General features: G+C 44.5%; 20 protein-coding genes. 5 read left to right on the top strand and 15 right to left on the bottom strand.

Annotation, left to right across the window (positions count from 1 at the left end):
• Positions 1 to 114: 114 nt before the first annotated feature.
• Positions 115 to 186 carry a pyrroloquinoline quinone precursor peptide PqqA gene (gene pqqA / locus A9E74_RS14115; RefSeq protein ID WP_081443609.1) on the bottom strand — a complete coding sequence of 24 codons (72 nt, stop codon included), beginning with the start codon at positions 184 to 186 and terminating at the stop codon, positions 115 to 117.
• Positions 187 to 473: 287 nt separating this feature from the next.
• Here pqqA (A9E74_RS14115) and A9E74_RS14110 point away from each other — a divergent pair, with 287 nt between their 5' ends.
• On the top strand, positions 474 to 1109 hold the full coding sequence (locus A9E74_RS14110; RefSeq protein ID WP_245652150.1) for a plastocyanin/azurin family copper-binding protein: 636 nt from the start codon (positions 474 to 476) through the stop codon (positions 1107 to 1109).
• 411 nt (positions 1110 to 1520) lie between these two features.
• Here A9E74_RS14110 and A9E74_RS11135 read toward each other — a convergent pair whose 3' ends face one another.
• From A9E74_RS11135 to pqqA (A9E74_RS14245), 3 genes are all read right to left on the bottom strand, one after another.
• Positions 1521 to 2795 carry a type II toxin-antitoxin system HipA family toxin gene (locus A9E74_RS11135; protein WP_069296694.1) on the bottom strand — a complete coding sequence of 425 codons (1275 nt, stop codon included), beginning with the start codon at positions 2793 to 2795 and terminating at the stop codon, positions 1521 to 1523.
• Entirely contained in the window at positions 2792 to 3115 is a 324-nt protein-coding gene (locus tag A9E74_RS11130; RefSeq protein WP_069296696.1) for a helix-turn-helix transcriptional regulator, read from the bottom strand. Before A9E74_RS11130 ends, A9E74_RS11135 begins: the two co-directional genes overlap by 4 nt.
• Before the next feature lie 259 nt (positions 3116 to 3374).
• Positions 3375 to 3446 carry a pyrroloquinoline quinone precursor peptide PqqA gene (gene pqqA, locus A9E74_RS14245; RefSeq protein ID WP_081443609.1) on the bottom strand — a complete coding sequence of 24 codons (72 nt, stop codon included), beginning with the start codon at positions 3444 to 3446 and terminating at the stop codon, positions 3375 to 3377.
• Between the two features lie 513 nt (positions 3447 to 3959).
• Between pqqA (A9E74_RS14245) and A9E74_RS11125 the strand changes: the two genes are divergently transcribed.
• Entirely contained in the window at positions 3960 to 12569 is an 8610-nt protein-coding gene (locus A9E74_RS11125) for a glycoside hydrolase family 94 protein (protein ID WP_218104311.1), read from the top strand.
• A gap of 82 nt (positions 12570 to 12651) precedes the next feature.
• Here the strand turns inward: A9E74_RS11125 and pqqA (A9E74_RS14100) are convergent, their stop codons facing one another.
• A complete protein-coding gene (pqqA, locus tag A9E74_RS14100; RefSeq protein WP_081443609.1) occupies positions 12652 to 12723 on the bottom strand; it encodes a pyrroloquinoline quinone precursor peptide PqqA in 72 nt (23 codons plus the stop codon).
• A 121-nt stretch (positions 12724 to 12844) separates the two neighbouring features.
• Positions 12845 to 13921, bottom strand: a complete 1077-nt coding sequence (locus A9E74_RS11120) for an NAD(P)-dependent alcohol dehydrogenase (RefSeq protein WP_069296692.1) — start codon at positions 13919 to 13921, stop codon at positions 12845 to 12847.
• A gap of 734 nt (positions 13922 to 14655) precedes the next feature.
• Between A9E74_RS11120 and A9E74_RS11115 the strand changes: the two genes are divergently transcribed.
• Entirely contained in the window at positions 14656 to 16830 is a 2175-nt protein-coding gene (locus tag A9E74_RS11115) for a glutamine synthetase III family protein (protein WP_069296691.1), read from the top strand.
• 101 nt (positions 16831 to 16931) lie between these two features.
• On the opposite strand, the gene A9E74_RS14360 is transcribed toward A9E74_RS11115, so the two are convergent.
• From A9E74_RS14360 to A9E74_RS15080, 3 genes are all read right to left on the bottom strand, one after another.
• A complete protein-coding gene (locus A9E74_RS14360) occupies positions 16932 to 17117 on the bottom strand; it encodes a hypothetical protein (RefSeq protein ID WP_176718929.1) in 186 nt (61 codons plus the stop codon).
• A 148-nt stretch (positions 17118 to 17265) separates the two neighbouring features.
• The gene (gene brnA, locus A9E74_RS11110) at positions 17266 to 17514 is read right to left on the bottom strand and encodes a type II toxin-antitoxin system BrnA family antitoxin (RefSeq protein WP_069296690.1); all 249 of its coding nucleotides are present in this window, start codon (positions 17512 to 17514) and stop codon (positions 17266 to 17268) included.
• Complete coding sequence (locus tag A9E74_RS15080; RefSeq protein ID WP_069296689.1) at positions 17504 to 17767, bottom strand: BrnT family toxin; 264 nt, start codon at positions 17765 to 17767, stop codon at positions 17504 to 17506. Before A9E74_RS15080 ends, brnA begins: the two co-directional genes overlap by 11 nt.
• A 273-nt stretch (positions 17768 to 18040) precedes the next feature.
• Here A9E74_RS15080 and amt point away from each other — a divergent pair, with 273 nt between their 5' ends.
• Positions 18041 to 20029 (top strand): ammonium transporter, encoded by a 1989-nt coding sequence (gene amt / locus A9E74_RS14095; RefSeq protein ID WP_084003055.1) that lies wholly within the window; start codon positions 18041 to 18043, stop codon positions 20027 to 20029.
• Between the two features lie 47 nt (positions 20030 to 20076).
• The gene (locus A9E74_RS14090) at positions 20077 to 21465 is read left to right on the top strand and encodes an EAL domain-containing protein (RefSeq protein WP_245652149.1); all 1389 of its coding nucleotides are present in this window, start codon (positions 20077 to 20079) and stop codon (positions 21463 to 21465) included.
• 130 nt (positions 21466 to 21595) lie between these two features.
• Here the strand turns inward: A9E74_RS14090 and A9E74_RS11095 are convergent, their stop codons facing one another.
• The 6 genes from A9E74_RS11095 to A9E74_RS14355 form a co-directional block, all read right to left on the bottom strand.
• Positions 21596 to 21919, bottom strand: a complete 324-nt coding sequence (locus A9E74_RS11095) for a hypothetical protein (protein WP_141696805.1) — start codon at positions 21917 to 21919, stop codon at positions 21596 to 21598.
• 311 nt (positions 21920 to 22230) lie between these two features.
• Entirely contained in the window at positions 22231 to 22722 is a 492-nt protein-coding gene (locus A9E74_RS11090; protein ID WP_069296687.1) for a hypothetical protein, read from the bottom strand.
• Positions 22723 to 22812: 90 nt separating this feature from the next.
• Positions 22813 to 23292, bottom strand: a complete 480-nt coding sequence (locus A9E74_RS11085) for a hypothetical protein (RefSeq protein ID WP_218104310.1) — start codon at positions 23290 to 23292, stop codon at positions 22813 to 22815.
• 173 nt (positions 23293 to 23465) lie between these two features.
• On the bottom strand, positions 23466 to 23711 hold the full coding sequence (locus tag A9E74_RS11080; RefSeq protein ID WP_069296686.1) for a hypothetical protein: 246 nt from the start codon (positions 23709 to 23711) through the stop codon (positions 23466 to 23468).
• Between the two features lie 39 nt (positions 23712 to 23750).
• On the bottom strand, positions 23751 to 24236 hold the full coding sequence (locus A9E74_RS11075; RefSeq protein WP_069296685.1) for a P-loop nucleotide/nucleoside kinase family protein: 486 nt from the start codon (positions 24234 to 24236) through the stop codon (positions 23751 to 23753).
• 94 nt (positions 24237 to 24330) lie between these two features.
• Positions 24331 to 24525, bottom strand: a 195-nt coding sequence (locus A9E74_RS14355) for a hypothetical protein (protein WP_176718928.1), incomplete at its 5' end; no start/stop codon positions are given.

Here is a 24525-nt window from a genome sequence, read left to right as displayed (position 1 = left end):
CATTCAAGGAGCAATTAGGCTCGTTCCCAAGATATGCCTAAAAATGAAAAATCAAAATATCAGCCACAAAAAAGCCCCCTTTCGGGGGCTTCTTGTTTTGTGTTGTTTCAAATCTTAACGATTACAGATGTACATCGTTACTTCAAAACCGAAACGCATGTCTGAATATTCTGGTTTAGTCCACATGGTAATCACCTCCCGGTTATTTAGTTAACTTACGATTCAAATATTACGCCGACTTTTAAAAATGCCATAAGGGGATTTGCTTATCCGGACTCAGGATTTTGCTTTATGTCTTTGTCCGAAAAAAAGCGGGGTGAGTAAACTTCTTTAGCGATTTAGTGGGATATCGAACGGACGGTCGTTACTCAGTGTCCTAATCTGGAACAAGATTTTTTATTAAGAGAGTACACGAGATGTTTAAAGCAACTTCGATATCTACACAGACGAGAAAAATTACCCTTGCACTGACTATGACGTTCGCGGCTGCCACGCTGTTTACGGCTTGTGGTAGTGATGACAATTCAGAAAACACACAAACCCCAGAAACTGAGATGAGCTCCGAAAATCAGAGCAACATAGAAGCGATTGAAAACACCCCACCAAGCGAACCGGAAACTGAAGTAGTTATTGAAGATGAACCTGTCGCTGAGCTTGATCAAACTGATAACACCATGGCAACAGAAGAAAACGAAGCAACTGGTGCATCAGATAACACAGCCGTTCAAGCTGACGAGCCAAAAAGTGAAGGACCACAAACTCACGTCGTGACTGCACAAGGCATGATATTCAATCCGCTGGTCGTCAAAATTAATCCTGGTGACTCTGTCTCTTGGCGCGATATGAGCACACATAACTCTGAATCAATTGATGGTTTGATTCCTGAAGGTGCCGAGAAATGGAATTCGCCGATGAGTGAAAATTACCAACGGACCTTCACCCAGGAAGGTATTTACGTATACAAATGCACACCGCATATTGGTACCGGTATGGGTGGTGTGATCATCGTAGGTGAACCAGTGAACCTCGAACAGATTAAAAGTGCCAATGTGACTGGCGGCGCTGGTCGATTGGTCAGAAGGGCTATATCTGAAGCAGAAAGTATGTAATTTCGCGATCAGTCGTCTGACCACTAGAAGCACCGGATTCAGACTGTCATTCGCAAATAATTGTCAGGGTTCATCCCCGGCACCATTTAAAAAGGCACTTGAAATAAGTGCCTTTTTTATGACTGAAAAAATCAAGGAGGCGTATTTCTTGTATTACCCACCTCCAGTGTTCAGTACAAATATAACTCTTGTCAGCAGTCCTGAATATCACGTAAACCGTATCAGTAGAGCAATTTGCCGGCTTGGCATGTTGAGGTATTCAATATACCTTTCAAATTCCCCTTCGACATGCGATTGATGATTTCGCGTTGCCATTCATGATGATTTTCCTTTGTTCTACTGTAACAACAAGCTAATTTCATGAGCTCTGAAAGGATTACCAACTTGTTGGATTTCATGTTTAGTCACTGGTCAGGAATGAATCTTGAAATCCTCATGTAGAGCGGTCCAATGCTCTCGTAACTTAACTTTATGTTCATCGTCCATTGGCAAATCATTCAAAGCCTGAGGCCATAAAGCTCTCGCTTTTTCCATTACATCATCGAGATGGGATTTTATGGCTCGCCAGGGGACTCCAGACTTTGTTGCCCAAAGCTCGAAATGGCTGAGCGAGACGTTATACCACTCTTTTGTTTTTCCTAGGTTTAACGCAAATTTCACCTCATCGTCCATGTATACGTTGGTGGTGACGATGTCATACGCTGGTGAAAGCCGTGGCGTTTTTTTGTCAGGGTAATAAAGGCTCCAATTCTTGAGGTGTGCATCACCGTTAGCCAGCAATATATTGATTAATAAACGCCGGGCGAATTGTTGTACATCTGCCATACCATCGCCGGAGAAACCATAGATAATCCTGCCTAGCTGCTCATAATTCGCTGAATTATATTTTTCGTGAGGATACTTCACCAATATCTGAGCAAAATCTTCCATATGGATACGCTGTTCAGCATTTCTATCAAAGCGTTTAATTGCGAAGGCGTGATTTTCATCGGGTAATTTTATTTGAGGCAGATTATCAAGCTTATTCAGTTCAACCAGTTTGATTTCTGGAATATCTACGCCCACCAACTTGGCCAGTGACATGGCAGTAAACTCATTTAAGGGAACATTTTTGTGCTTTGTTGAAGGAGTTTTGATGATCCAGTCACCGAGCTCTCCACCCTTTGTGAGGTTGTAACGTCCATCCCTCTCCTTCATGGAGAACTTAATTTGAACACCTGCCAATGAAAACTTGTTATCTCCTTCTTCGGCCTTAAACCCGATCGCTTTTGCTTGTCCATGCGTGTTTAGAATGCTTTCTGGAACACGATCAGGATCCATTGGTTTGGCCACAATTGCACCGGGTAAATCATGTCCCAGCGTTGAAAAAAGATGAAACTCGTCATCAATGTGAATTTTTTTATTTTGTGTAATTAATTCTCTTAATGCTCCTTCAGGTAGTAAGTTCGATAAGGTTGGATGTAATCTCTGATGCTTAACCCAGGGCTCTGATAGGATTTTTTCAACTGTCGGAAAAGTTGGGTGTGTAATTAGACTGAATGTTGAGCGGTTAGGGTTATGCCTAAAACTGTCAGCAAACGTTAATACGTTTCGACCATTTTGAAGTCCGGCCAAATAACCAACAAGTTCATCATGTAAAGATAATTCCAGAACCTGAATTTCGTTTACTTGATCTGACGCGCTCATTGCTCATCATCCTCAAGTAATCCCTTCCATGGATCGTCAGAAAATGTATTGCTTTCTTTGTTTGCTGATGACTGCTCGGCAAGAAAGTCCTTTTCATTTTCCAGAATTTCTCTCACAGCATTGAGCTTTTCCTGTGGAATCAGCATCAATTCGCTATTGAGTCCTTTTGCGATTAGCTCCAGAGTATCTAAACGAGGATTTCCCTTGGTTTCCAGGCGGTTATATTGCTGACGGGACATTCCAACACGAAGGATCATGTCTTTTTGTTTCAGGCCGAGCGTAATCCGGCGCTTTTTAAGTTGTTTAAGTAATGCACTCATGAGAAACACTTAAGTTGCTTTTTAAAATATAGAAGCATATTAGTTTCTTATGTCACAAATAGCAACAGATAAGCCTCTATTCAATCTAAAAGAAACTCATTTGACTCTTTAATGTTAAATTGCACCAATAAAGCAATATATATGATTCTTTTATTTTAAATAAATGGTTGAAGTGATTGTTGATTGATACAGGATCAAAATATACCAGCCACAAAAAAGCCCCCTTTCGGGGGCTTCTTGTTGTGCGTTGTTTCGAATCTTAACGATTGCAGATATACATCGTTACTTCAAAGCCAAAACGCATGTCTGAATATTCTGGTTTAGTCCACATGATAATCACCTCTTGGTTGATTGATTTGCTTACGGTTCCCATAGTACGCCGTCACGCAAAAATGCCATAAGGTGAAATGCTTGTCCGGACTCAGGATTTTGCTTAACTTAAATCAAGTACATCTGAGACAAATCTCTCTACTCTAATAATCAACTACAGCGTTGAAGCAATGCTGAATTAGTCGGCGTAGCAAAGTTTAAGGAACAACGAATTTCAGGCGTTAAGTTGTATTGGGTGTTCAGTTTTGTCGCTCATATCCTAGTCAAATTCATCATACATAACATCGGTATTGAGCCCATACTGAGATAGTCCCCATTAGATAAGCGAGACCACACCCCGCCTATTTTCTACAAAACTATAGGGACTGTTTATCTTTCATAGCCGCCTCTGTTGTGACTCTGAAAGATAAATAGACCCTTGTGATGCATCTGCCGCTACCGGTTGCAGTTGCTGACATCACATTCGAACGAGGAGATCGACATAGATATCAAAGAGTTCGGATCGGCAGCACGCATGCGACATGTCCTTAGAAATGACAAGGACACGGAATTGTTGCGCTCAGAGTTATTAAGCATCGAACAACTCAAACGCCATGCGATGACCTTAGCGCATGAACATCAAATAGATCCAAAGCTCGATTCAGATAAGTTACTCCCTCGTTTAGCCGATAACACACGCGTATTGCACACCGCTTATGACGTGGTGACTAAAGCGGCGACTGCAGGGCAAACCATGGTGCCTGCCGAAGCGTGGTTACTGGATAATTTTTATCTTATCGAACAGCAAATCCTATTAGCCAAAAACCATTTACCGCGTGGCTACAGCCGAGAATTACCCAAACTCGCTAACGGCTTGTCGGCTGGTTATCCAAGAGTTTACGACCTGGCCATTGAATTAATTTCGCATATGGATGGCCGCCTGGACAGCGACAACGCCAGCCAGTTTATTGCCGCTTATCAAACGGTTGAGCCGTTAAAATTGGGTGAGTTGTGGGCGTTTCCAATTATGCTGCAATTGGCTTTATTGGAAAATTTACGCCGGGTGGCTGTACGCATCGCCCAACGCCGTGAAGAACGCGACGCCGCGATCACCTGGGCTGATCGCATGCTGGCGATGGCGGAAGATGAACCAAAAAAACTGATTAATCTTCTGGCTGAGTTTGCCGATGCTGATGTGCCTTTAACGGCGTCTTTTGTGGAAGAGTTTTATGCCCGGCTTCAAGCGCAAGGCCCGGCCATGGCCTTTGTGCAAACCTGGGTTGAACATAAATTATTAGAGCAAGGTGTCACAGCCACCCAACTATCTGAATCCTCTGGTCGCGTGGCGGCTGCTAATCAAATCTCCATTGCCAACAGTTTCAGCAGCTTGCGCTTCATCGGCATCATGGACTGGAAACAATACGTCGAATCACTCAGCGTGGTTGAACAGGCGTTACGCGAAGGCGATCCTGACATTTATCCGCAACAGGATTTTGCAACGCGCGATCGTTACCGGCACGTTATCGAAGATATTGCCCGTCACAGCAGTTGCAGTGAGCTGGAAGTTGCCCATGGCTGTCTTCAGCTCGCAGCACAGGCAGCCTTAGCTGTCGGAGCTGATCATCGTAAAGCTCATATTGGTTTTTATTTGATTGATGACGGCCGTAACTTGCTCGAACAATCGGTGAACTGTGAAATCTCCTGGAAGTTAAAAGCCAGACGTATTATTAAACGTTCACGATTAACACTGTATCTTGCGCCGATAGTCATTCTGCCAGTGGTTGCAACGCTTCTAATATTAAGCTGGCTTTTACAGCTAAATGTCCCTGGCTGGCAGCTTGGCGTATTGGCACTTCCGCTTTTGATCAGTGTGTCAGCGTTGATAATTCCACTGATTAATCACTTTATTACCTTATTACTGCCGCCTCGTGTTTTGCCAAGGCTGGATTTTTCTCAAGGTATTCCTCAGCAACATCGCACCATGGTCATCGTGCCAACGTTACTGGCAAGCACTAAAGATGTCGATGAGCTGATTGAGGCGATACAAATTCGCTATCTGGGCAATCGGGATGCCAATCTGTTTTTTGCCCTGCTGACCGATTTTCATGATGCCGCTACCGAAACTTTGCCAGAAGACTCGGCGATAATCAGTTATGCAACCAAAGCGATTGAAACGCTAAATACAACCTATCGAAATGAAGATCGGCCGTGCATTTTTTACCTGTTTCATCGTCCAAGAGTGTGGAACCCTTACGAAAAAATCTGGATGGGCTATGAACGTAAACGTGGCAAGTTAGAACAATTTAACGCCCGGCTACGTGGTAAAGCGTTAAATGCATTTTCGACTATCGTCGGTGATACCGATATTTTACCAACCATCCAATATGTCATTACTTTGGATACCGATACCCAATTACCTCGTGATGCAGCACATGCGTTGATCGGCAATTTGGCACATCCACTGAATCGACCGGTTTTTGATGCCAATGTCGGCCGTATTGTCGATGGCTATGCGATTTTACAACCGCGAGCATCGATAAGCCTTGCCAGCGCCAACCAATCAAAATTCAGCAAATTGTTTTCTGGTGCTTCCGGTATCGATCCTTACACGCGTGAAGTATCAGATGTGTATCAGGATATTTTTGGCGAAGGTTCGTTTATCGGAAAAGGCATTTATGACGTTGATGCGTTTCGGCAAGTGACCGAAAGCCGTTTGCCTGAAAATCTGATTCTTAGTCATGACTTGCTCGAAGGCGGCTACGCCCGCTCAGGTTTGATTACTGATGTCGACCTCATCGAGTCGCACCCTGCTACCTATACCAGTGAAGCCAGCCGTCGTCATCGTTGGATTCGGGGTGACTGGCAACTCATTGGCTGGTTATTACCCAACGTTTTATGCTCAAACCGGACGGATGACAGCTTAACGCCATGGCGGAAAAACCCGCTTTCTCTGTTATCAAAATGGAAGCTTTTGGATAACCTGCGTCGCAGTCTGGTCGCCCCGGCATTATTGGCTATGTTAGTGATGGGGTGGTTATTTACCACTGGAATAGTCTGGTTTTGGACCGTACTGTTGCTGGCCATCATTTTGTTGCCAACAGTGCTGTTCTCGCTGATCGCAATGGTTAAAAAACCTAAACAAAGTGACTGGTTTTTGCATTTAAAAATGACGGCTAAATCCACCGATCATCCGATTATGCAGGCATTAACGACTTTGATATTTCTGCCGTATGACGCGCTGATAAATATCAGTGCCATTGCGCAGTCTGGCGTTCGTATGTTGTTTACCAAAAAGGGCTTATTAATCTGGCAGCTGCCAAGTTATGCCCGACGTAACAAATGCCAAACGCTGCTGAATTATTTCAGGGAAATGTGGATTGCCCCCCTGCTGGCCATTGTATTAACACCGAGCTTGTTATCGATTTATGCGCTAAACCCATTGGTTGTCTGGTTGTTCTGCTTATCGATATTGGTGTTATGGCTGATATCGCCGGTAGTTGCCTGGTGGATCAGTCAACCAGCTGTTGAGAAGACAAAAGCTTTAACACCAGAGCAACGGCAGTTTTTACGGATCTCAGCACGCAAAACCTGGCGCTATTTTGATGACTTTGTTAATGCTGAAGACAATTGGTTACCACCTGATAACTTTCAGCAATATCCGGCCCCGTTAATTGCGTCACGAACCTCGCCAACCAATATGGGCATGTCGTTATTAGCGGATTTGGCTGCCCATGATTTTGGTTATCTCACCATCCGCCAAAGCATCGAGCGCATTGATAACACCTTAACCACGATGGAAAAGCTGGAACGCTATCGCGGGCATTTTTATAACTGGTATGACACTCGCACGTTACAAGTACTGCCACCGTATTACATTTCATCGGTCGATAGCGGCAATCTGGCAGGGAGTTTACTGACCTTAGCAGCGGGCCTCGCCGAGTTTAAACATCAGCCCATTTTTTCTGCCAAGACGTTTGAAGGATTGCAGGATACCTTTCAGGTATTTGTTGGATCACTTGATATCACAACCAAAAAATCATTGGCCAGTGAAATTAGCAATCTGGATGAGATCCTAAAATCATCTACCTCACAACAAAAAGACAACACCATCGGCGAAATGGCCAGTGTCTTAGAGAGCATCAAACGTAGCAGTGAAGTCATTGCTGAAATGTTAGCGGCAGATTTCGATCCAGGAAGTCGTTACTGGATACAATCCTATCTCAAGCAGGTCAGTGCCTTACAGGATTCACATACGAATTTGCTGGCTGAATCATCGCTAGCAGATCCGATCCCGACGCTGCATGCATTAGCTGCCAGTCAAAATGTTCAGGCCTTATTAGAGCTGAACCAGATAGATGCGTTAATCCATCGGTGCCATACCGCAGCGATTATGGATTTTGGCTTTTTATATGATGCTAAAGCCGAATTATTAACCATTGGTTTTGATGTCACCGAGCGACGCCGGGATCTGTCGTGTTATGACCTGCTGGCCTCGGAAGCCCGACTCGCCAGCTTTCTGTTGATTGCTCAAGGTCAGGTTCCTCAAAAACATTGGTTTGCTTTAGGCCGATTATTGACCAGCCACGGTGGCGATATCAGCTTGATCTCCTGGAGCGGCTCAATGTTTGAGTATCTGATGCCGCAATTAATGATGCCTAGTTATCCGGACACATTATTAGATCACAGCTGTAAGGCTGCCGTATCACGCCAAATTCAATATGGCCGGCAACGTTCAGTGCCATGGGGCATTTCTGAGTCGTGTTACAACACAACTGATTTAAATCAGGTTTATCAATATCGTGCGTTCGGCGTTCCGGGTCTTGGTTTTAAACGCGGCTTGGGTGAGGATTTAGTGATTGCACCGTATGCCACCGCGTTAGCGTTGATGGTGATGCCTCGCGAAGCCTGTCTGAATTTACAATCCCTTGCAGAACAGGGTTTTTCAGGTGATTTCGGTTTTTATGAAGCCATTGATTACACCCCGCTGCGGGTGCCGCGGAATAAAAGCTATGCAATTGTGCAGGCCTTTATGGCCCATCATCAGGGCATGAGTTTGCTGTCTTTTGCTCATGTGTTGTTAGATCAACCGATGCAGCGGCGTTTTCTGTCTGATCCTCAGATACGTGCTACCGAGTTGTTATTACAAGAACGGGTGCCAAAACAAAGCGCCACCTTGCATCCACATGCGGCAGAAGTTAGCGCGACAGCCAAGCCACCGATTGCTGATAGTCGATCAATGATGCGAGTATTTAGCCACAATACGCCTATACCCGAAGCGCATTTGCTATCGAATGGTCGTTATCACGTGATGGCCACCAATTCGGGCGGCAGTTATAGCCGTTGGAATAATCTTGCCATTACCCGTTGGCGTGAAGATGTCACCGCCGATAACTGGGGCACCTTTATCTATTTGCGTGATATGGATAATGGCGAATATTGGTCGACTGCCTATCAACCAACATTACGCAAAGCCGATCACTACGAAGCAATTTTTGTACAGGCACGGGCCGAATATCGCAGATTGGATTTAGAGATTGAAGCACACACTGAAATCAGTGTTTCACCAGAAGATGATGTTGAAATCCGTCGTGTCACGTTAACTAATCAATCAGATGAGCTGCGCCGTATTGAAGTCACCAGCTATGCCGAAGTGGTTCTAGCACAATTAACCTCGGATCTGGCACATCGTGCGTTCAGCAATCTGTTTGTTCAAACCGAAATTTTGGCCGATAGACAGGCGATTATTTGCACACGACGTCCGCGAACCGCCGGTGAGAATGTGCCATGGATGTTCCATTTAATGTCTGCGCCAGGTGCTGACAGTGATGCTCCTTCATTTGAAACAGATCGCTCTAAATTTATTGGACGAGGACGAACAACCGTCAATCCTGAAGTACTCACTAACAATGAACACACTGAATCAGCAACATATCGGCTATCTGACACTGATGGACCGGTACTGGATCCGATTGTCGCTATTCGCCGTACATTAACGCTGTCACCGGATATTTCGACCGTGGTGCAGATCATCTCCGGAGTTGCAGAAAGCCGCGAAGCCGCTTTGGCTTTGGTGGATAAATATTGTGATCGACATTTTGTCGAGCGGGCTTTTGAGATGGCCTGGTTCCATAGCCAGGAAGTACTTCGTCATATCAATATTAATGAAGCCGATGCCCAGATTTATGGCCGTTTAGCCAATTCGGTTATTTTCGGCAATCGACTGCGCCGTATCGCACCGGAAATCATTGCCCGCAATCAGTTGGGACAATCCCGTTTGTGGCGCTTTGCCATCTCCGGTGATTTACCTATCGTGTTATTAAGTATTGGTGATATCAATCGCATCGACTTGGTCAAACAAGCTTTGCAGGCGCATGCCTATTGGCGAATGAAAGGTCTGATTGCTGATTTGGTCATTATCAATGAAGACTATTCGAGCTATCGCGCTGAGCTTCAAGATCACATTATGTCCCTCATTAATACAGGTCCTGAAGCACAAGTCCTGGATAAGCCCGGTGGTGTATTTTTACGCCGCTCCGATGAGCTGACTGAAGATGAGCGGGTGTTATTACAAACGGTTGCCCGTATTGTGTTCAGTGATATTCACGACACGTTGATTGAGCAAGTGGATCGTCGGGTGTCAGTTACTCGACCATCAGACCAATTAACGATAACGGCAAAACCAACCTTATTCCCCGTTAAATCGCTAGAGCCACGTGATGGTATTTTCAAAAATGGCTTAGGCTGCTTTACGCCAGATGGCCATGAATACGTTATCAAACTCGAACCCGGCACAACGACTCCTGCACCTTGGGTGAATGTGATTGCCAGTCCACATATTGGAACTGTAGTCAGTGAAGGTGGCGGCTCATACACTTGGGTGAAAAATGCCCATGAGTTCCGACTCACGCCTTGGTTGAATGATCCGGTCAGTGATAGTAGTGGTGAAGCGATTTACATCCGTGATGAAGCAACGGGTGAATTCTGGTCACCTACTCCACTACCGGCGCGTGGCCGTACCGGATATGTCTGTCGCCATGGTTTTGGTTATAGCGTATTTGAACATTATGAAGCGGAAATCACCTCTGAACTCACCACCTATGTGGCGATGGATGCAGCGGTGAAATTTGTAGTGGTGAAGCTCACCAATCAGTCAAAACGAACCCGTAATTTATCCTTAACCGGTTATTGGGAATGGGTGTTAGGTGAATGGCGCCATAGTAATTTGATGCATATCGTCACGGAAAGTGAGCCTCATTCAGGCGCGATATTTGGTCGTAATGCTTATAGCCGTGAATACGCAAACCAAGTGGCTTTTGTGCATATCAGTGAACAAAAACAATCAATGACCGGTAATCGCACGGAATTTATTGGTCGTAACGGTTCGTTGGCAAATCCAGCTGCAATGGCGAAACAACATTTGTCCGGCAATACGGGCGCGGGGTTTGATCCCTGTGCAGCGATTCAAAGCAAAATTGAATTAGCAGCCGGACAAACACGTGAGGTGGTGTTTATCATTGGTTCAGCAACCAGTGTGTATGAAGCTAACCAACTGATTAATCAATACGGCGGGCCGGTCGGTGCCAAACAAGCATTGGAATCAGTCTGGGAATTCTGGAATCACACCTTGGGCACCATTAATGTCGATACCCCAGATCCGGCATTGAATGTACTCGCCAATGGTTGGCTGGTTTATCAAACCATTTCTTGTCGTCTTTGGGGACGCAGCGGCTATTACCAGTCTGGTGGTGCTTATGGTTTCCGTGATCAATTACAGGACACCATGGCGTTAATTCACGCCACGCCCTGGCTTGCACGTGAACAGATCCTGCTGTGTGCTGGACGGCAGTTTATCAAAGGCGATGTTCAGCATTGGTGGCATCCACCTAATGGTCAGGGTGTGCGTACGCATTTTGCTGATGATTATCTGTGGTTACCATATGCCACCTGTCGCTATGTGATGACCACCGGGGATACCGGCATTCTTGATGAACAGATTCATTTCTTGGAAGGCCGCGAATTAAGTGCTGATGAGGAAGCCTATTACGACCAGCCACAACGTTCGGCAGAAATCGCCAGTGTCTATGAGCATTGCGTAAGAGCACTTAAACATGGTCTGCGTTTTGGCGCCCATCAACTGCCGCTAATGGGTTGTGGTGACTGGAATGATGGGATGAATCTGGTCGGGCAACATGGCAAAGGCGAAAGTGTCTGGCTAGCTTGGTTTTTATATGACAATTTGCGGCAATTTTCACAGCTCGCCATCACGTTCAACGATGCTGAGTTTGCTGATAAATGTCAGCAACAAGCAGAATTACTGCGTTACAACATTGAAGAAAATGCCTGGGATGGCGAATGGTATCAACGCGCCTGGTTTGATGATGGCACGCCGCTGGGTTCCGCCAGCAATGATGAATGTCAGATCGATTCGATCAGTCAAAGCTGGTCAATACTCTCAAAAGGTGGTGATGAAAATCGTGCCAGCCAAGCGATGAGTGCTGTTGATAAACGTCTGGTACGCCGCGATGCACAGCTGATTCAGTTACTGGATCCACCGTTTGATAAATCGGATCTGGAACCGGGATATATTAAAGGTTACGTGCCCGGTGTTCGTGAAAATGGCGGTCAATATACTCATGCGGCTATCTGGACCACCATGGCATTTGCCGCGATGGGCGATAAAGAGCGGGCTTGGGAGTTTTACGGCATGCTTAATCCTGTTCATCATGGTGATACGGCTGAGGCAATAGCCCGTTACAAAGTTGAACCGTATGTGATGAGCGCCGATATTTATGGTTCTGAACCACATACCGGCCGAGGCGGCTGGACCTGGTATACCGGTGCAGCAGGCTGGATGTATCGACTGACGGTGGAAACCTTATTAGGCATAAACTTAGAAGACGGCCATCTCAGAATTGCCCCTTGTGTGCCGGACGACTGGACATCGTTCAAGGTGCACTACCGTTATAACGAAACGCTGTATCACATCACCATAAACTGCCAACCAGGTCAGCCGAAACAAGTGACACGTTTATTGCTGGATGATTTAGAAATAGATTCTGCAAGCGAAGTGGGCGCTAACAATGGTAAATTCCCCGTTATCAATGATCAGCAGGTTCATCATGTGGTTATTGAACTTAATAGTTAGGCTTTAGTTTTCACCAAATTTTAAATGGCAGCCACAAAAAAGCCCCCTTTCGGGGGCTTTTTATTTTGCGTTGTTTCGAATCTTAACGATTGCAGATGTACATCGTTACTTCGAAGCCAAAACGCATGTCTGAATATTCTGGTTTAGTCCACATGATAATCACCTCTTGGTTGTTTAGTTGACTTACGATTCATATATTACGCCGCCTCTTAAAAATGCCATAAGGTGAAATGCTTAGCTAGACTCAGGATTTTGCTTGTTATAAAAAACTATACTCAGGCTTCAATAGCGACTTTTAAAACGCCGTCTCTCTGATGCGAAAACAAATCATAGGCTTCAGTGATATTTTCCAGTTTGAAACGGTGCGTCACCATCGGGCTTAAATCCAACCTGCCATGGGAAATCACATCCATCAAACGCCGCATCCTTTCTTTACCGCCAGGACACAATGAGGTGATGATTTTGTGGTCGCCTAATCCTGCTGCAAATGCACTAAGTGGAATCGTCAGATCCGAGGAATAAACCCCAAGACTCGACAAGGTTCCGCCGGGTTTCAAGACACGCAGTGCTGCTTCAAAAGTGCTTTGTTGACCAAGCGCTTCAATGGCCACATCAACACCTCGTCCACCGGTCAATTTCAATATTTCGGCGACAATATCATCTTTCCGATAATCCAAAGTCACGTCCGCGCCCATTTGTTTTGAGATCGCCAGCCGTTCATCTACACCATCCACCGCAATAATCAGACTGGCACCTTTTAAGCGTGCACCCGCCGTTGCACATAAACCTATTGGTCCTTGAGCAAATACGGCCACTATGTCACCAATTTTGATATTGCCAGCTTCGGCTCCAGCAAATCCGGTGGACATAATATCCGGACACATCAGAACCTGTTCATCCGTTAAATTATCTGGAACTGGAGATAAATTCGCTTGGGCATCGGGGACCAGAAGATATTCAGCTTGTGCACCATCAATGGTGTTACCAAAGCGCCAGCCGCCCATAGGTTTGTAGCCATGAGAATGTGAGCCACCATCCTGTGCTGAACAATCGTCCTGACAGGCATAGGAAGTAAAACTGGGACAAATTGCTCCCGCGATGACTCGCTGTCCTTCATGGTAGCCCAAAACATTTTTGCCTAGTTTTTCAATCACACCAACCGGTTCATGACCAATCGTCAGACCTTTTTCAACGGGATATTCACCTTTGAGAATATGCACATCGGTTCCACAGATGGTCGTCGTGGTAATTTTAATAAGTGCATCGTTATCGCCAATCTCAGGGATGGGTTTGTCATCAATCTCGATCCGACCTGGCTCAACAAAAATAGCTGCTTTCATCATATTCGCCATGATTCTTCTCCTCATAAATGCATAGGATGCCCTCAAAGCAAAGGTTTATATGAGAGCAATAAAACCAGCATAGACCTTTTAAGAGTGTCAGACATTGACCTAAATCATTCCAAGTGAACTTGTTCCTCGGCAAAGCAGATTTGGAAGTGAATATTTATGGCGACAGATAAAAAAATGTCAGGCCTAAGCCTGACAAAAAGACAACGAGAGAGATACTGAATCAACCAACAGAAGCTTCTTCTGTTGAGATCACTTATCCGCTTAAATCATCGGAAAAACTGTGTATCAATTCAGATATTTATACACAACGTAATTACCTCTATTAAATATTGTTTGGCTTTTCACAGATTTAACAATCTAACGGCTCGCCGGATAATTTTGCGTTGCCAAATGCCGCTAAATGAAATTGTTCTTTCGCTAAGCTCTTGGTAAGTTTATCGCTCCATTTTGGTGCGCCCGCACCTTATTCGCTCGTTCCCTGAGTCACTTCTGATCCCCCCAGCTACCTTAAACTCTAGGGATCACACGCGTGTTCTAGTTTTGCTGAATATTACGTTTTCTATGATAATTGGACTGCTTATTGCTTATGACTGTGGTTGGACAAAAAGAACTTATTGATCGTGTTCTGTTTCGTCGTTCTGCTCATGATCAATCTTTACTGAATTAAGCTTCTTTTAGTGTGTTCATAAAAAATAAAACACGAATTAACTATCACCGCATACAAGGATATCGAAATGAGTGGAAACGAATCGCGCCTGACAGCCATTTCACAAATTACTAACCGTGAAAAGATGACTGTAAAGACGCCTGAACCTTTAGATAAAATCTGGGCAACAGATGTATTCAACCTGGCGACAATGGAACAGGCGTTGAATAAATCGGCCTTCAAAGCGGTTAAACAAACAGTGCAAACCGGTGCGCCGCTTGCGCCAGCCGTAGCGGATGTTGTTGCTGCAGCGATGAAAAGCTGGGCTTTATCTAAAGGCGTTAAGTTCTTTTCACACATTTTCTACCCAATGACCAATATCACCGCCGAAAAACACGACGGATTTATTGTGACGAACTCTGAAGGTAATGCGATTACCGAATTTTCTGGCAGTTTGTTGATTAAAGGTGAACCGGACGGTTCATCATTCCCGAACGGTAGCCTGCGCATGACCAATGCAGCACGTGGCTACACAGCTTGGGATCCAACCAGCCCTGCATTCATCATGCACACCGAAAATGGTTCGACTTTGATGATCCCAAGCGTATTTATGTCTTGGACTGGCGAAGCACTCGATAAGAAAATCCCATTACTACGTTCTAATGCCGCAATGGATAAAGCCGCCCGCAAAGTACTGAAATTAATGGGTGAAGAAGAAATTGCCACATTGAATTCAAGCTGTGGTGCGGAGCAAGAATACTTCCTGGTTGATCTTAACTTTGCCAATGCCCGTCCAGACTTATTGTTAGCTGGTCGTACATTGTTTGGTGCATCACCAGCCAAAGGTCAGCAATTTGATGATCATTATTTCGGCGCAATCCCTGAGCGTGTGCAAGTCTTCATGCAGGATTTTGAAGATCAACTGTATCGCTTAGGCATTCCAGCCAAAACCCATCACAACGAAGTTGCTCCGGGCCAGTTCGAAATCGCACCGTATTTTGAATCTGCCAACATCGCTGCCGACCACCAGCAGTTGATGATGACCTTGATGAAATGCACAGCGAAAAAACATGGCTTCATGTGCTTGTTACATGAAAAACCATTCGCTGGCGTTAATGGTTCTGGTAAACACGTTAACTGGTCTGTCGGTAATGCCACACAAGGCAACTTGCTGGATCCAGGCAGCACACCACACGATAACCTTAACTTCTTATTATTCTGCGGTGCAGTCATCCGTGGGGTTCATAAATACGGACCTCTGCTGCGTGCCGTTATTGCATCTGCATCAAATGACCACCGCTTAGGTGCGAATGAAGCACCTCCAGCAATCTTGTCTGTATACCTTGGCGACCAATTGGAAAAAGTGTTCCAGGATATTAAAGACGGCAAAATTGCTACATCGTCTAAAGGCGGCGAAATGGACTTAGGTCTTTCGCAGATCCTTAAATTCGAACGTGATCCAGGTGATCGTAACCGTACTTCTCCATTTGCTTTCACTGGTAACCGTTTTGAATTCCGTGCAGTCGGCTCATCACAATCAGTATCTGGTCCATTGGTCGCAATGAACACCATTCTGGCTGACTCGTTAGATTGGATTGCTGGCAAACTGGAAACAGAATTGGCTAATGCAGGCAGTAAAACAGAAGCTGTGTTATCCGTACTGAAAACCTTAATGGAAGAACATGGCAACGTTGTGTTTGGCGGTGATGGTTACTCTGCTGAATGGCACAGAATGGCGGTTGAAGAACGCGGCTTGAAAAATCTGCCGACTTCAGCTGATGCACTGCCATACCTGCGTGATGAATCGATTCGTGAACTGTTCTCACGTACTGGCGTGTTTTCACCAGTCGAGTTGGAAAGCCGCTTTGAGGTTTATGCCGAGCAATACATCTTATCGATTGAAGTTGAAGCCAAACTGGTTATTGAAATGGCCAAAACCATGATTTACCCAGCTGCAACACAATACCTGGCTGAGTTATCAATGGCCAATAACGGTATGGCTGAGCTGGGCATTGAAATGGATAACGCTATCGCCCTTTCAATTGCCAACGAAACCAACGCCATGGTCGCAGCAGTTGCCGAACTTTCTTCAGCAATTAAACAACATGACTTTGATTCAGTCGAAGCACACATGAATTACTGTGCGCATGATATTCGCGGCTTAATGGTGAAAGTACGTACTCACGTTGATGCATTGGAAGCGGAAGTAGCTGATGACTTATGGCCACTGCCGAAATACCGTGAAATGCTGTTTATTAAATAAATAAACTTCTAAGTTACACGCAACAAAAAAGGGCCAGAGAATTTTCTCTGGCCCCTTTGTTTGTCATGTTGAAACAAGCTGTTTTCGCCTTTCAACCCTTTCTACAAGGTTCCACGCAATACCCCCAACACCAATACCACTGACGTAGCAAAGGCAATAGAAAAACCGATCCACAAGAAAGACTGACAATTCATGAAAGGTTTGCCATCATTCTTTTGAAACATTTCACCATACAGCCATTGATTCCATAAAATTGGGCATAACGTAGCAAAGATAATTCCAATCATCGACTTTATTGACGGCACTGGATCAGTGTACCCAAGCGAAATTAAAGCTATGCAGAACAGTAGATTTGTTACGGATAAATTATTTTTATATTTAGAAATTTTATGCGGTTCTAAATTCATGGGCTAACATTGAAACCTATAGAACTTGTCAGACTTGATTTGTTTCTTTAGCAGCTTCAGCCTGCAAACGTTCAACCAGCCAGACTTTTATGATCGATTGCCGTGTAACACCTATACGAGCCGCTTCACGATCCAGGGATTCGACCACCCAGGATGGAAAATCGACGTTGATACGCTTCTGCACTTGATTGATGCGTCGACCACGCGAAAGATCAAGATCGTCAATAATATCTTCTGCACCTTCATCAAATTTTTTATCGAAATCTTTAGCTTTCATATAGTTCTACCTCTTTTGGGCGAGAGCGCCTAACAGAGATCAGGCGGACTCTTTCGTTTCTGTACGTGACCACGGCCGACCAGTGCTTAGTCGCGATACGACCAATAACAAGAAATCGGGGTTCATTGTCGGATTTGGCAGGGAATTCTAGAAGATCTGGGTCATCCCAAAGTTCCTTAGCCGCTTCGAAGTCAATCCCATGCTTTTCTAAATTGGCCTGACTCTTATGGTCATCGTACTCAAAATCGTTCATGAGTATAAACTATTCCTTTTTTACTCATTTTTCAAGGTAGAAAACTGGATATTCAAAAAGCATTAAAGAGTTTTCTCTGGCGCTTTTGTTTGTTTACTCCCTCGCTTAAATCCCTCCCCTTTTTTCAGGGTAATTATCCCTAGCTGAACTGGCACAAATTCTGCTCATTGAAGACCTGACGACACTCTATACGAGGCAGGCTGGCGCTTTATCTCCAGCGAAAGCAAAGCTCTCGCACCGATAGAGTGCCGACTTCATTTTCGGAGGGTGTCAATGTCAGATATGAGTGCACTAGATACATTATGGTTGTTAATTGCAGCGATGCTAGTGTTGATCATGCAGGGTGGATTCCTCTGTCTGGAGTCGGGTCTTACCCGCAGTAAAAATGCGATTAACGTGGCACTTAAAAACGCGTTTGATTTGATTGTTGCTGCCATGCTCTTCTGGCTGTTTGGGTTTGGCATTATGTTTGGTGCCCATGAAGGTCTGACACTCGATACCCACTGGTTTATCGCCGATTTTTCCAAAGACGAATTCTGGCACGCCAGTTTTTTCTTTTTCCAATTAACCTTTTGTGCCACAGCTGCAACGATTGTCTCCGGTGCCATCGCTGAACGCAGTCGCTTTGTGGTGTATATCATCATCACGGCCTTGATCAGTTTGCTGCTCTATCCGGTGTTTGGTCACTGGGTTTGGAGTAGCGCCGTTAATGAGTCTCCTGGCTGGTTGGAAGCCATGGGTTTCACCGATTTTGCTGGCAGCACCGTGGTACACAGTGTCGGTGGTTGGGTAGCACTGGCCGCTGTGATTGTTATTGGGCCACGTGCCGGACGTTTCATTCGAGGCCAAGTACAAAACATTCCAGGCAGCAACCTGCCGCTGGCGATCCTTGGAATGCTGTTCTTTATGATCGGCTGGATTGGCTTTAACGGTGGCAGTACATTGGCTTTTACCACAGCCATTGCCGGCATTATCGTCAACACTATTATCGCAGCAGCTTCGGGCGGGATTACTGCGATCCTGCTATCCAAAACGCAACAGGATAATAGCCAAACTACCTCTCTCACTATTAATGGCACCTTGGCTGGATTAGTTGCCATTACCGCAGGCTGTCATGTGGTTTCAACTCCACAAGCAGCAATGATTGGAAGCCTTGGCGCGCTAGTGATGTTTCTGGCTGAAAAACAAATGCACCGGATGCAGTTGGATGATGCCATTTCGGCTGTGCCAGTTCATTTGGCTGCCGGTATCTGGGGTACTTTGGCCGTTGCTATTTTTGGGGATTTGCAACTGCTGGATACCGGCTTAAGCCGTGCAGGCCAATTGCAGGTACAGCTGTTAGGTATATTCACCTGCGCGCTGTTTATTTTCCCGCTGTCACTCACTTTTCTTTTTCTATTAAATCGTTACATACCTTTACGCGTCAGTTTTGAAGCTGAGCAACAGGGGCTGAATGTTTCAGAACATGGTGCGAGAACCGAACTAAGCGATCTGCTTTCAGCCATGCAAACTCAAGAACGTAGTGGCGATCTAAAACAGCGCGTGCCGGTTGAGCCTTTTACAGAAGTCGGTCAGATTGCATCACAATACAACCGGGTGATTGCTAACTTGAACCGTATGGTGACCCGCACCCGATTAATTGTGCGTGATATGCGTGACGGGGTTATCACCTTTTCCAGTCAGGGGATTGTGACCAGTGCCAATCCAGGAGCAGAAATTCTTTTCGGTCTACCTGCCCACCAACTAGTGGGGCAACCAACTGAAGTGTTGCTCCATGAACAAAATAAACAAACGTTTACGGGCACACCACCTGAGCATTTATTTGTCACGCTGGCCAGCAGTCAACAGCCAGGGCCTTATGAAATTGTTGCTAAAAACAATGAGGGTAACCCCTTCACACTAGAAGTCACCACTACCGCCAGCCCAACCGAGGAAGGCGTGCAATACAGTGCGATGCTTAGGGATATCAGCGAAAGAAAAAAGATGGAGGCTCGACTGCATCGTCATTCTGAGCTGGCTCAAGTCACATTGGAAGCCATCACTGAAGCAGTTGTCACCTGTGATGCAGCCTATAACATCGTCTACCTTAACCCGATGGCCAGTGAACTACTGGGGCAGACATCTGAACAAGCATTCGGCAAACCCATTGACGAGATTATTCTCATTGAAGACACTGAAGCGACACAAATTAACATCACGCTTTGTGTAAGGAGTATTCAGATAAATCGCCTAACACCAGCCAGAAGCGTCTATTTCTGCTGAAAAATAAGCAGGGTGATGAATTTGAAGTACAACTGAACTGTGCGCCCTTGCTCGATACTAACCGCCAGAATATAGGCTGGGTGGTAGCACTACAGGACATTACCCAAAACAGCCGTTTAGAGAAGATGCTCACCTTCCAAGCGGTGCATGACACACTCACTGGTCTCATCAACCGACGTGAATTTGAAAAGCGTTTGGAATCACTGATCTATGAGGCACATCATGATAAAGCGGAGCACCTACTATGCTATCTGGATTTAGACCAGTTCAAGTTGGTCAATGATACCTGTGGACATAGAGCCGGTGATGTTCTGTTGAAGCAACTCTCAAGTCTTCTGAAACCCGTACTTCGCCAGAGCGATACCTTGGCTCGGCTGGGTGGGGATGAATTCGGAGTTCTGCTCACTCATTGCCCTATTGAAAAAGGTTTGGACATTGCCGAGACACTGCGAAAAACCGTCACTGCTTTTCGTTTTTCCTGGGATGGTCAGGTGTTTTCTGTTGGTGTCAGTATCGGCTTGGTCAGTATTACAGAAGCCAGTGGCAGTTTGGATGAAGTGTTGAGCCATGCCGATGCTGCTTGCTACGCAGCCAAAGATCGCGGGCGTAACCGGGTTCATCTGTTTCAGCCGGATGACATTCAGGCCCAAGAGCGGCAAGGTCAAATCCAGTGGGCCAGTAGGTTACAAGAAGCCCTCGACAAAGACCTTTTCCGGCTCTATTTTCAGACTATTGTTCCGCTGGAAAACAGCGATAACACCATGCCGCATTATGAAATTCTGGCTCGCATGATCGGTCCACAAGGTGAAATCATTCCACCAGGTGCCTTTATTCCGGCGGCCGAACGTTTTGGGTTAATGCCCAAGATCGACCAGTGGGTCATTCGCAACACACTGGCTTGGATGGGCGATCAACTTCGCCAGAACCAGCAGCCCGTGTTTTGCTCGATTAACTTATCTGGTGCCTCAATTGGTCGCGAAGACTGCCTGCAGTTAATTCAGGAGCAACTGGAGAAACGCAAAGTACCGGCAAATAATATTTGCTTTGAAATCACCGAAACCGCCGCCATCGCTGATCCAGCTAATGCTGCTCGCTTCATTACCGAACTGAAAGGCTTAGGCTGCCAGTTCGCTCTGGATGATTTCGGTAGTGGCCTGTCTTCATTCGGCTATCTCAAACAATTACCAGTCGACTACCTGAAAATTGACGGTATCTTCATTCAGGAGCTAGCCAATAATCGCATCGACCAAGCCATGGTCGCTTCGATTAACAACATCGGCCATATTATGGGCTTAAAGACCATTGCCGAATTTGTGGAAGACGCTGCAACACTGAATATCCTGCGTCAGATTGGAGTGGATTATGTTCAAGGCTTTTACCTGTCACGACCAGAACCTTTGGAATCACTTATGAGCGTCCGGGTAATGCCGCGTTGAAATAAGGTGATTTAAAATCCGCATCTTTCTAGTTCCCACGCAGAGCATGGGAACGAGAAACCACTTAATTCCCTTTTACTAACGGTCGCCACGAGGTGGCGCTTGCGCCGCCCCAATCTTGAGCGACTAGTTAGTCCTCGCATTGTGGTAAATCCGTTGTAACTTCGTCTTCAATGTTTCCACTTGAATTAATTAAATCAAATTTGCAACCAAAGGATGACTCGAATACCCCAGGATCTTCTACTGAGGACCAATTTTTTATTTTCATCACATATTTTTCATTTTCTTTTAGATTGTAAGATTTGATGTTGCTACAACTCATAATTACAAAGCCGGAATCACTTGAATTCGTAATTCTTAAATTTATGACTTTACTCACTGGCAAATAAAAATCTGCTTCTCTTATGTCCTCTTCCCAAAAAGGCTTTGCTTGCAAATGGCTAATTTGCATCAAATTGTATTGATCGCACAAGAATCTCTACTAACTAAACTTATATAAATATGATCGATCCGATATGGGTCAGTAGTTGCATGAATAGAAGCAGCCTGTGAGCTTTCGGGCGGTATGTACTCCTTGACTACATAGTTTTTTTGGCACCCCATAATAAAAAGCAATGGAATAAATATTATTCCTCTTTCAATCATTGTTGCCATAATGTAGAACACCTCATATTTGGGCCAGAGTAAAATGGATATTTAGGGTCCGTGTAAAAAAGGATATTTTTTTGGGTTTTTACATTGAACCTAAATATTCGTCTGGATTAGTCAATCAAATTTAAAATCAGATGAGACTCTTTTGAGAGTAAATCGGTTACCCGTCAAAAAATGCTCGTATTCAAAAATTTCATTATTTAATTTAATAATCTGGTACGCATCATAGTTATATGGATCGGAAGGATCAGATGGCTTAACGTTATCTCCCTCAAGCCATCCCCTGAACGAGGAAAAATAGACTGGACCTGATACCCCCCACTGACCAACTTCAGATGAGGATTCAATATTTCCATCATTTTTGATGGTTCGAAAATCGATCCTGTAATTACCATTAGGATATCTTTCAACGATCCATTGCTTCGCCCCCCCTTCCTTTGAAGGTTGATTTCCATACCACTTACCGACCATCAAATGCCATTGATCTTCTTGAGAGATAGATAGGTTTGGCTTAGCAATGGCAACTGATTTCGATGATGTTTGTGTTGTTTCACAACCAACTAAAAAAATTAATGGAACAGCAAGAAAAGTAAAAAATTTTGTCATTCTTTTATCCTCATAACCTACAAGGGTCAGACACAATTGATTTAAACCTAACGCTATTTAGGCGTGTCCCTAGCAGCAATTCGTTAGATATTAATTCAGCGTATCGCTCGTTAGCACATAGTTTTCTTTTTTCAAAAATTCCGCTTGTGTAATTTTTTGTTCCGCCTCTTCATTGGTCATTACTTTTTGTTCTACAAGCCATTTGAATTTTTGGATTTCATTTTCCAACTCATTATCTGGATTAACTTCCCCATACCATTGCAGAAGTTGGGCCTTCCTTCTTTTGTTTAGCTCATTAATTATCTGGTCGTGTTTTTTATTTTGAATAACAAATATATTCCCGCGATCAGAGCGAAACACAGTGTATTTAACCTTTGAGAAATGCGCCCAAATAACAAACACAGTTCCGATAGCTAACCAAAACCCTTCTCCAGATAGGGATGTCTCCAAGTAAATCGCATAACAAAGCTGAAAAATCCCCAAGACAATCCAGATGTATCCAACATTCCTTAGCCATTCATTTTGTTCAATTTGAACAGATGATTTTTGAGGAAAATCTGCATAGTTCATGTCTGTATCCCCAGATCCAGACTTATCCTTATAAGCAAAATTAAAATAATTTCATGAAGCGTGAATGTCAGCTTGTTTGATTTTTTCTTTTGTACAAACTCCATTTTATTTCCCTATAGTTTATTAATTCGATGCTATACCTAACGCTTCAATAGCTCGGCTATGGCGACTAATTAGACATTATTAATTACAGGTATAAAACCTGGCAATAGGCCACTAATTAAAAAGGCGGCCTTGCGCCCCATTGAAATCCGCTTTTTATCAAATAACCCAACATCTAAGTTATCGGCAACAAAAAAGGGCCAGAGAAAATTCTCTGGCCCTTTTGTTTGAAATGCTTGATCAAACCAAATCAAGTTGCTGCCGCCTTGATAAGTTCCCCCTTGATTTTTTTCTGCTAACAGGGAAATTGCGAGCACAAGGAGTAATTTTTCCGCGTGCAGTAACTTGATATGGATTTACTGCTTTACAGTTATGTTAAATCCTTCATCAAGTGTTGGCACAACAAAGTACTTTGTAACCAGCGCAAACATCTCTTTCGTATCAGTTGACGCTCTCTCTGGTTGTTCTTTTCGCCTTTTTGCGATTTGCTCTATGCAAACCTCATTTGGCCGGTCGATGTAGATTAGCTCATGCGGAGCCTGGATCTCTGAAAAAATGCTTCTAAACCAATCTCGTTGCGAAATCGTATTTGCTGGAAAGTCCATTACCACATCAGTTCCTGCTGTCAGGATCGATTGAACTAGTTTCTTCATTTGTGGCTTAAGTAGACCTGAATATTTAATGTAATCTTCCAATGACTCAATACTATTCGGATAGATTGATTCAAGCCACTCGTCTTCTGAAAGTAGTATTGCATTTCGTCTATATGCAATTTCACGAGATTTTGTAGTTTTTCCAGCTCCCATTTTTCCACAGAAAAAGGTTAATACCCCTTTATTCATTTCCACCTCTCACTACATAACTCCTTGAGGGATTTTTATAGTCAGTGTAATAACCGTCCAACTTTAAGAATCAAGGTGCTAATTTGAAACATTTTTATATTTCATATTTCTTTTTTAATTTACTGATAATGTCATCAGACATTCCTTCATCGCTAAGTTTATCCAAACCTTGTCTTATTCTATCTTTTGACTCGTCTTTACAATAGTTTAAAACTTGCTCATCTTTTAAATTAAAGTTTGTTGCGCCGGCTACTGAGGCAAGCTCCAGTATATCGTCTTGGGTATGAAA

Origin of the sequence: Methylophaga muralis (genome assembly GCF_001720165.1) — a bacterium.
Classification (GTDB): domain Bacteria; phylum Pseudomonadota; class Gammaproteobacteria; order Nitrosococcales; family Methylophagaceae; genus Methylophaga; species Methylophaga muralis.
Note: the sequence above shows the minus strand (reverse complement) of the source record. Positions and strands in the feature narration are given on the sequence as shown.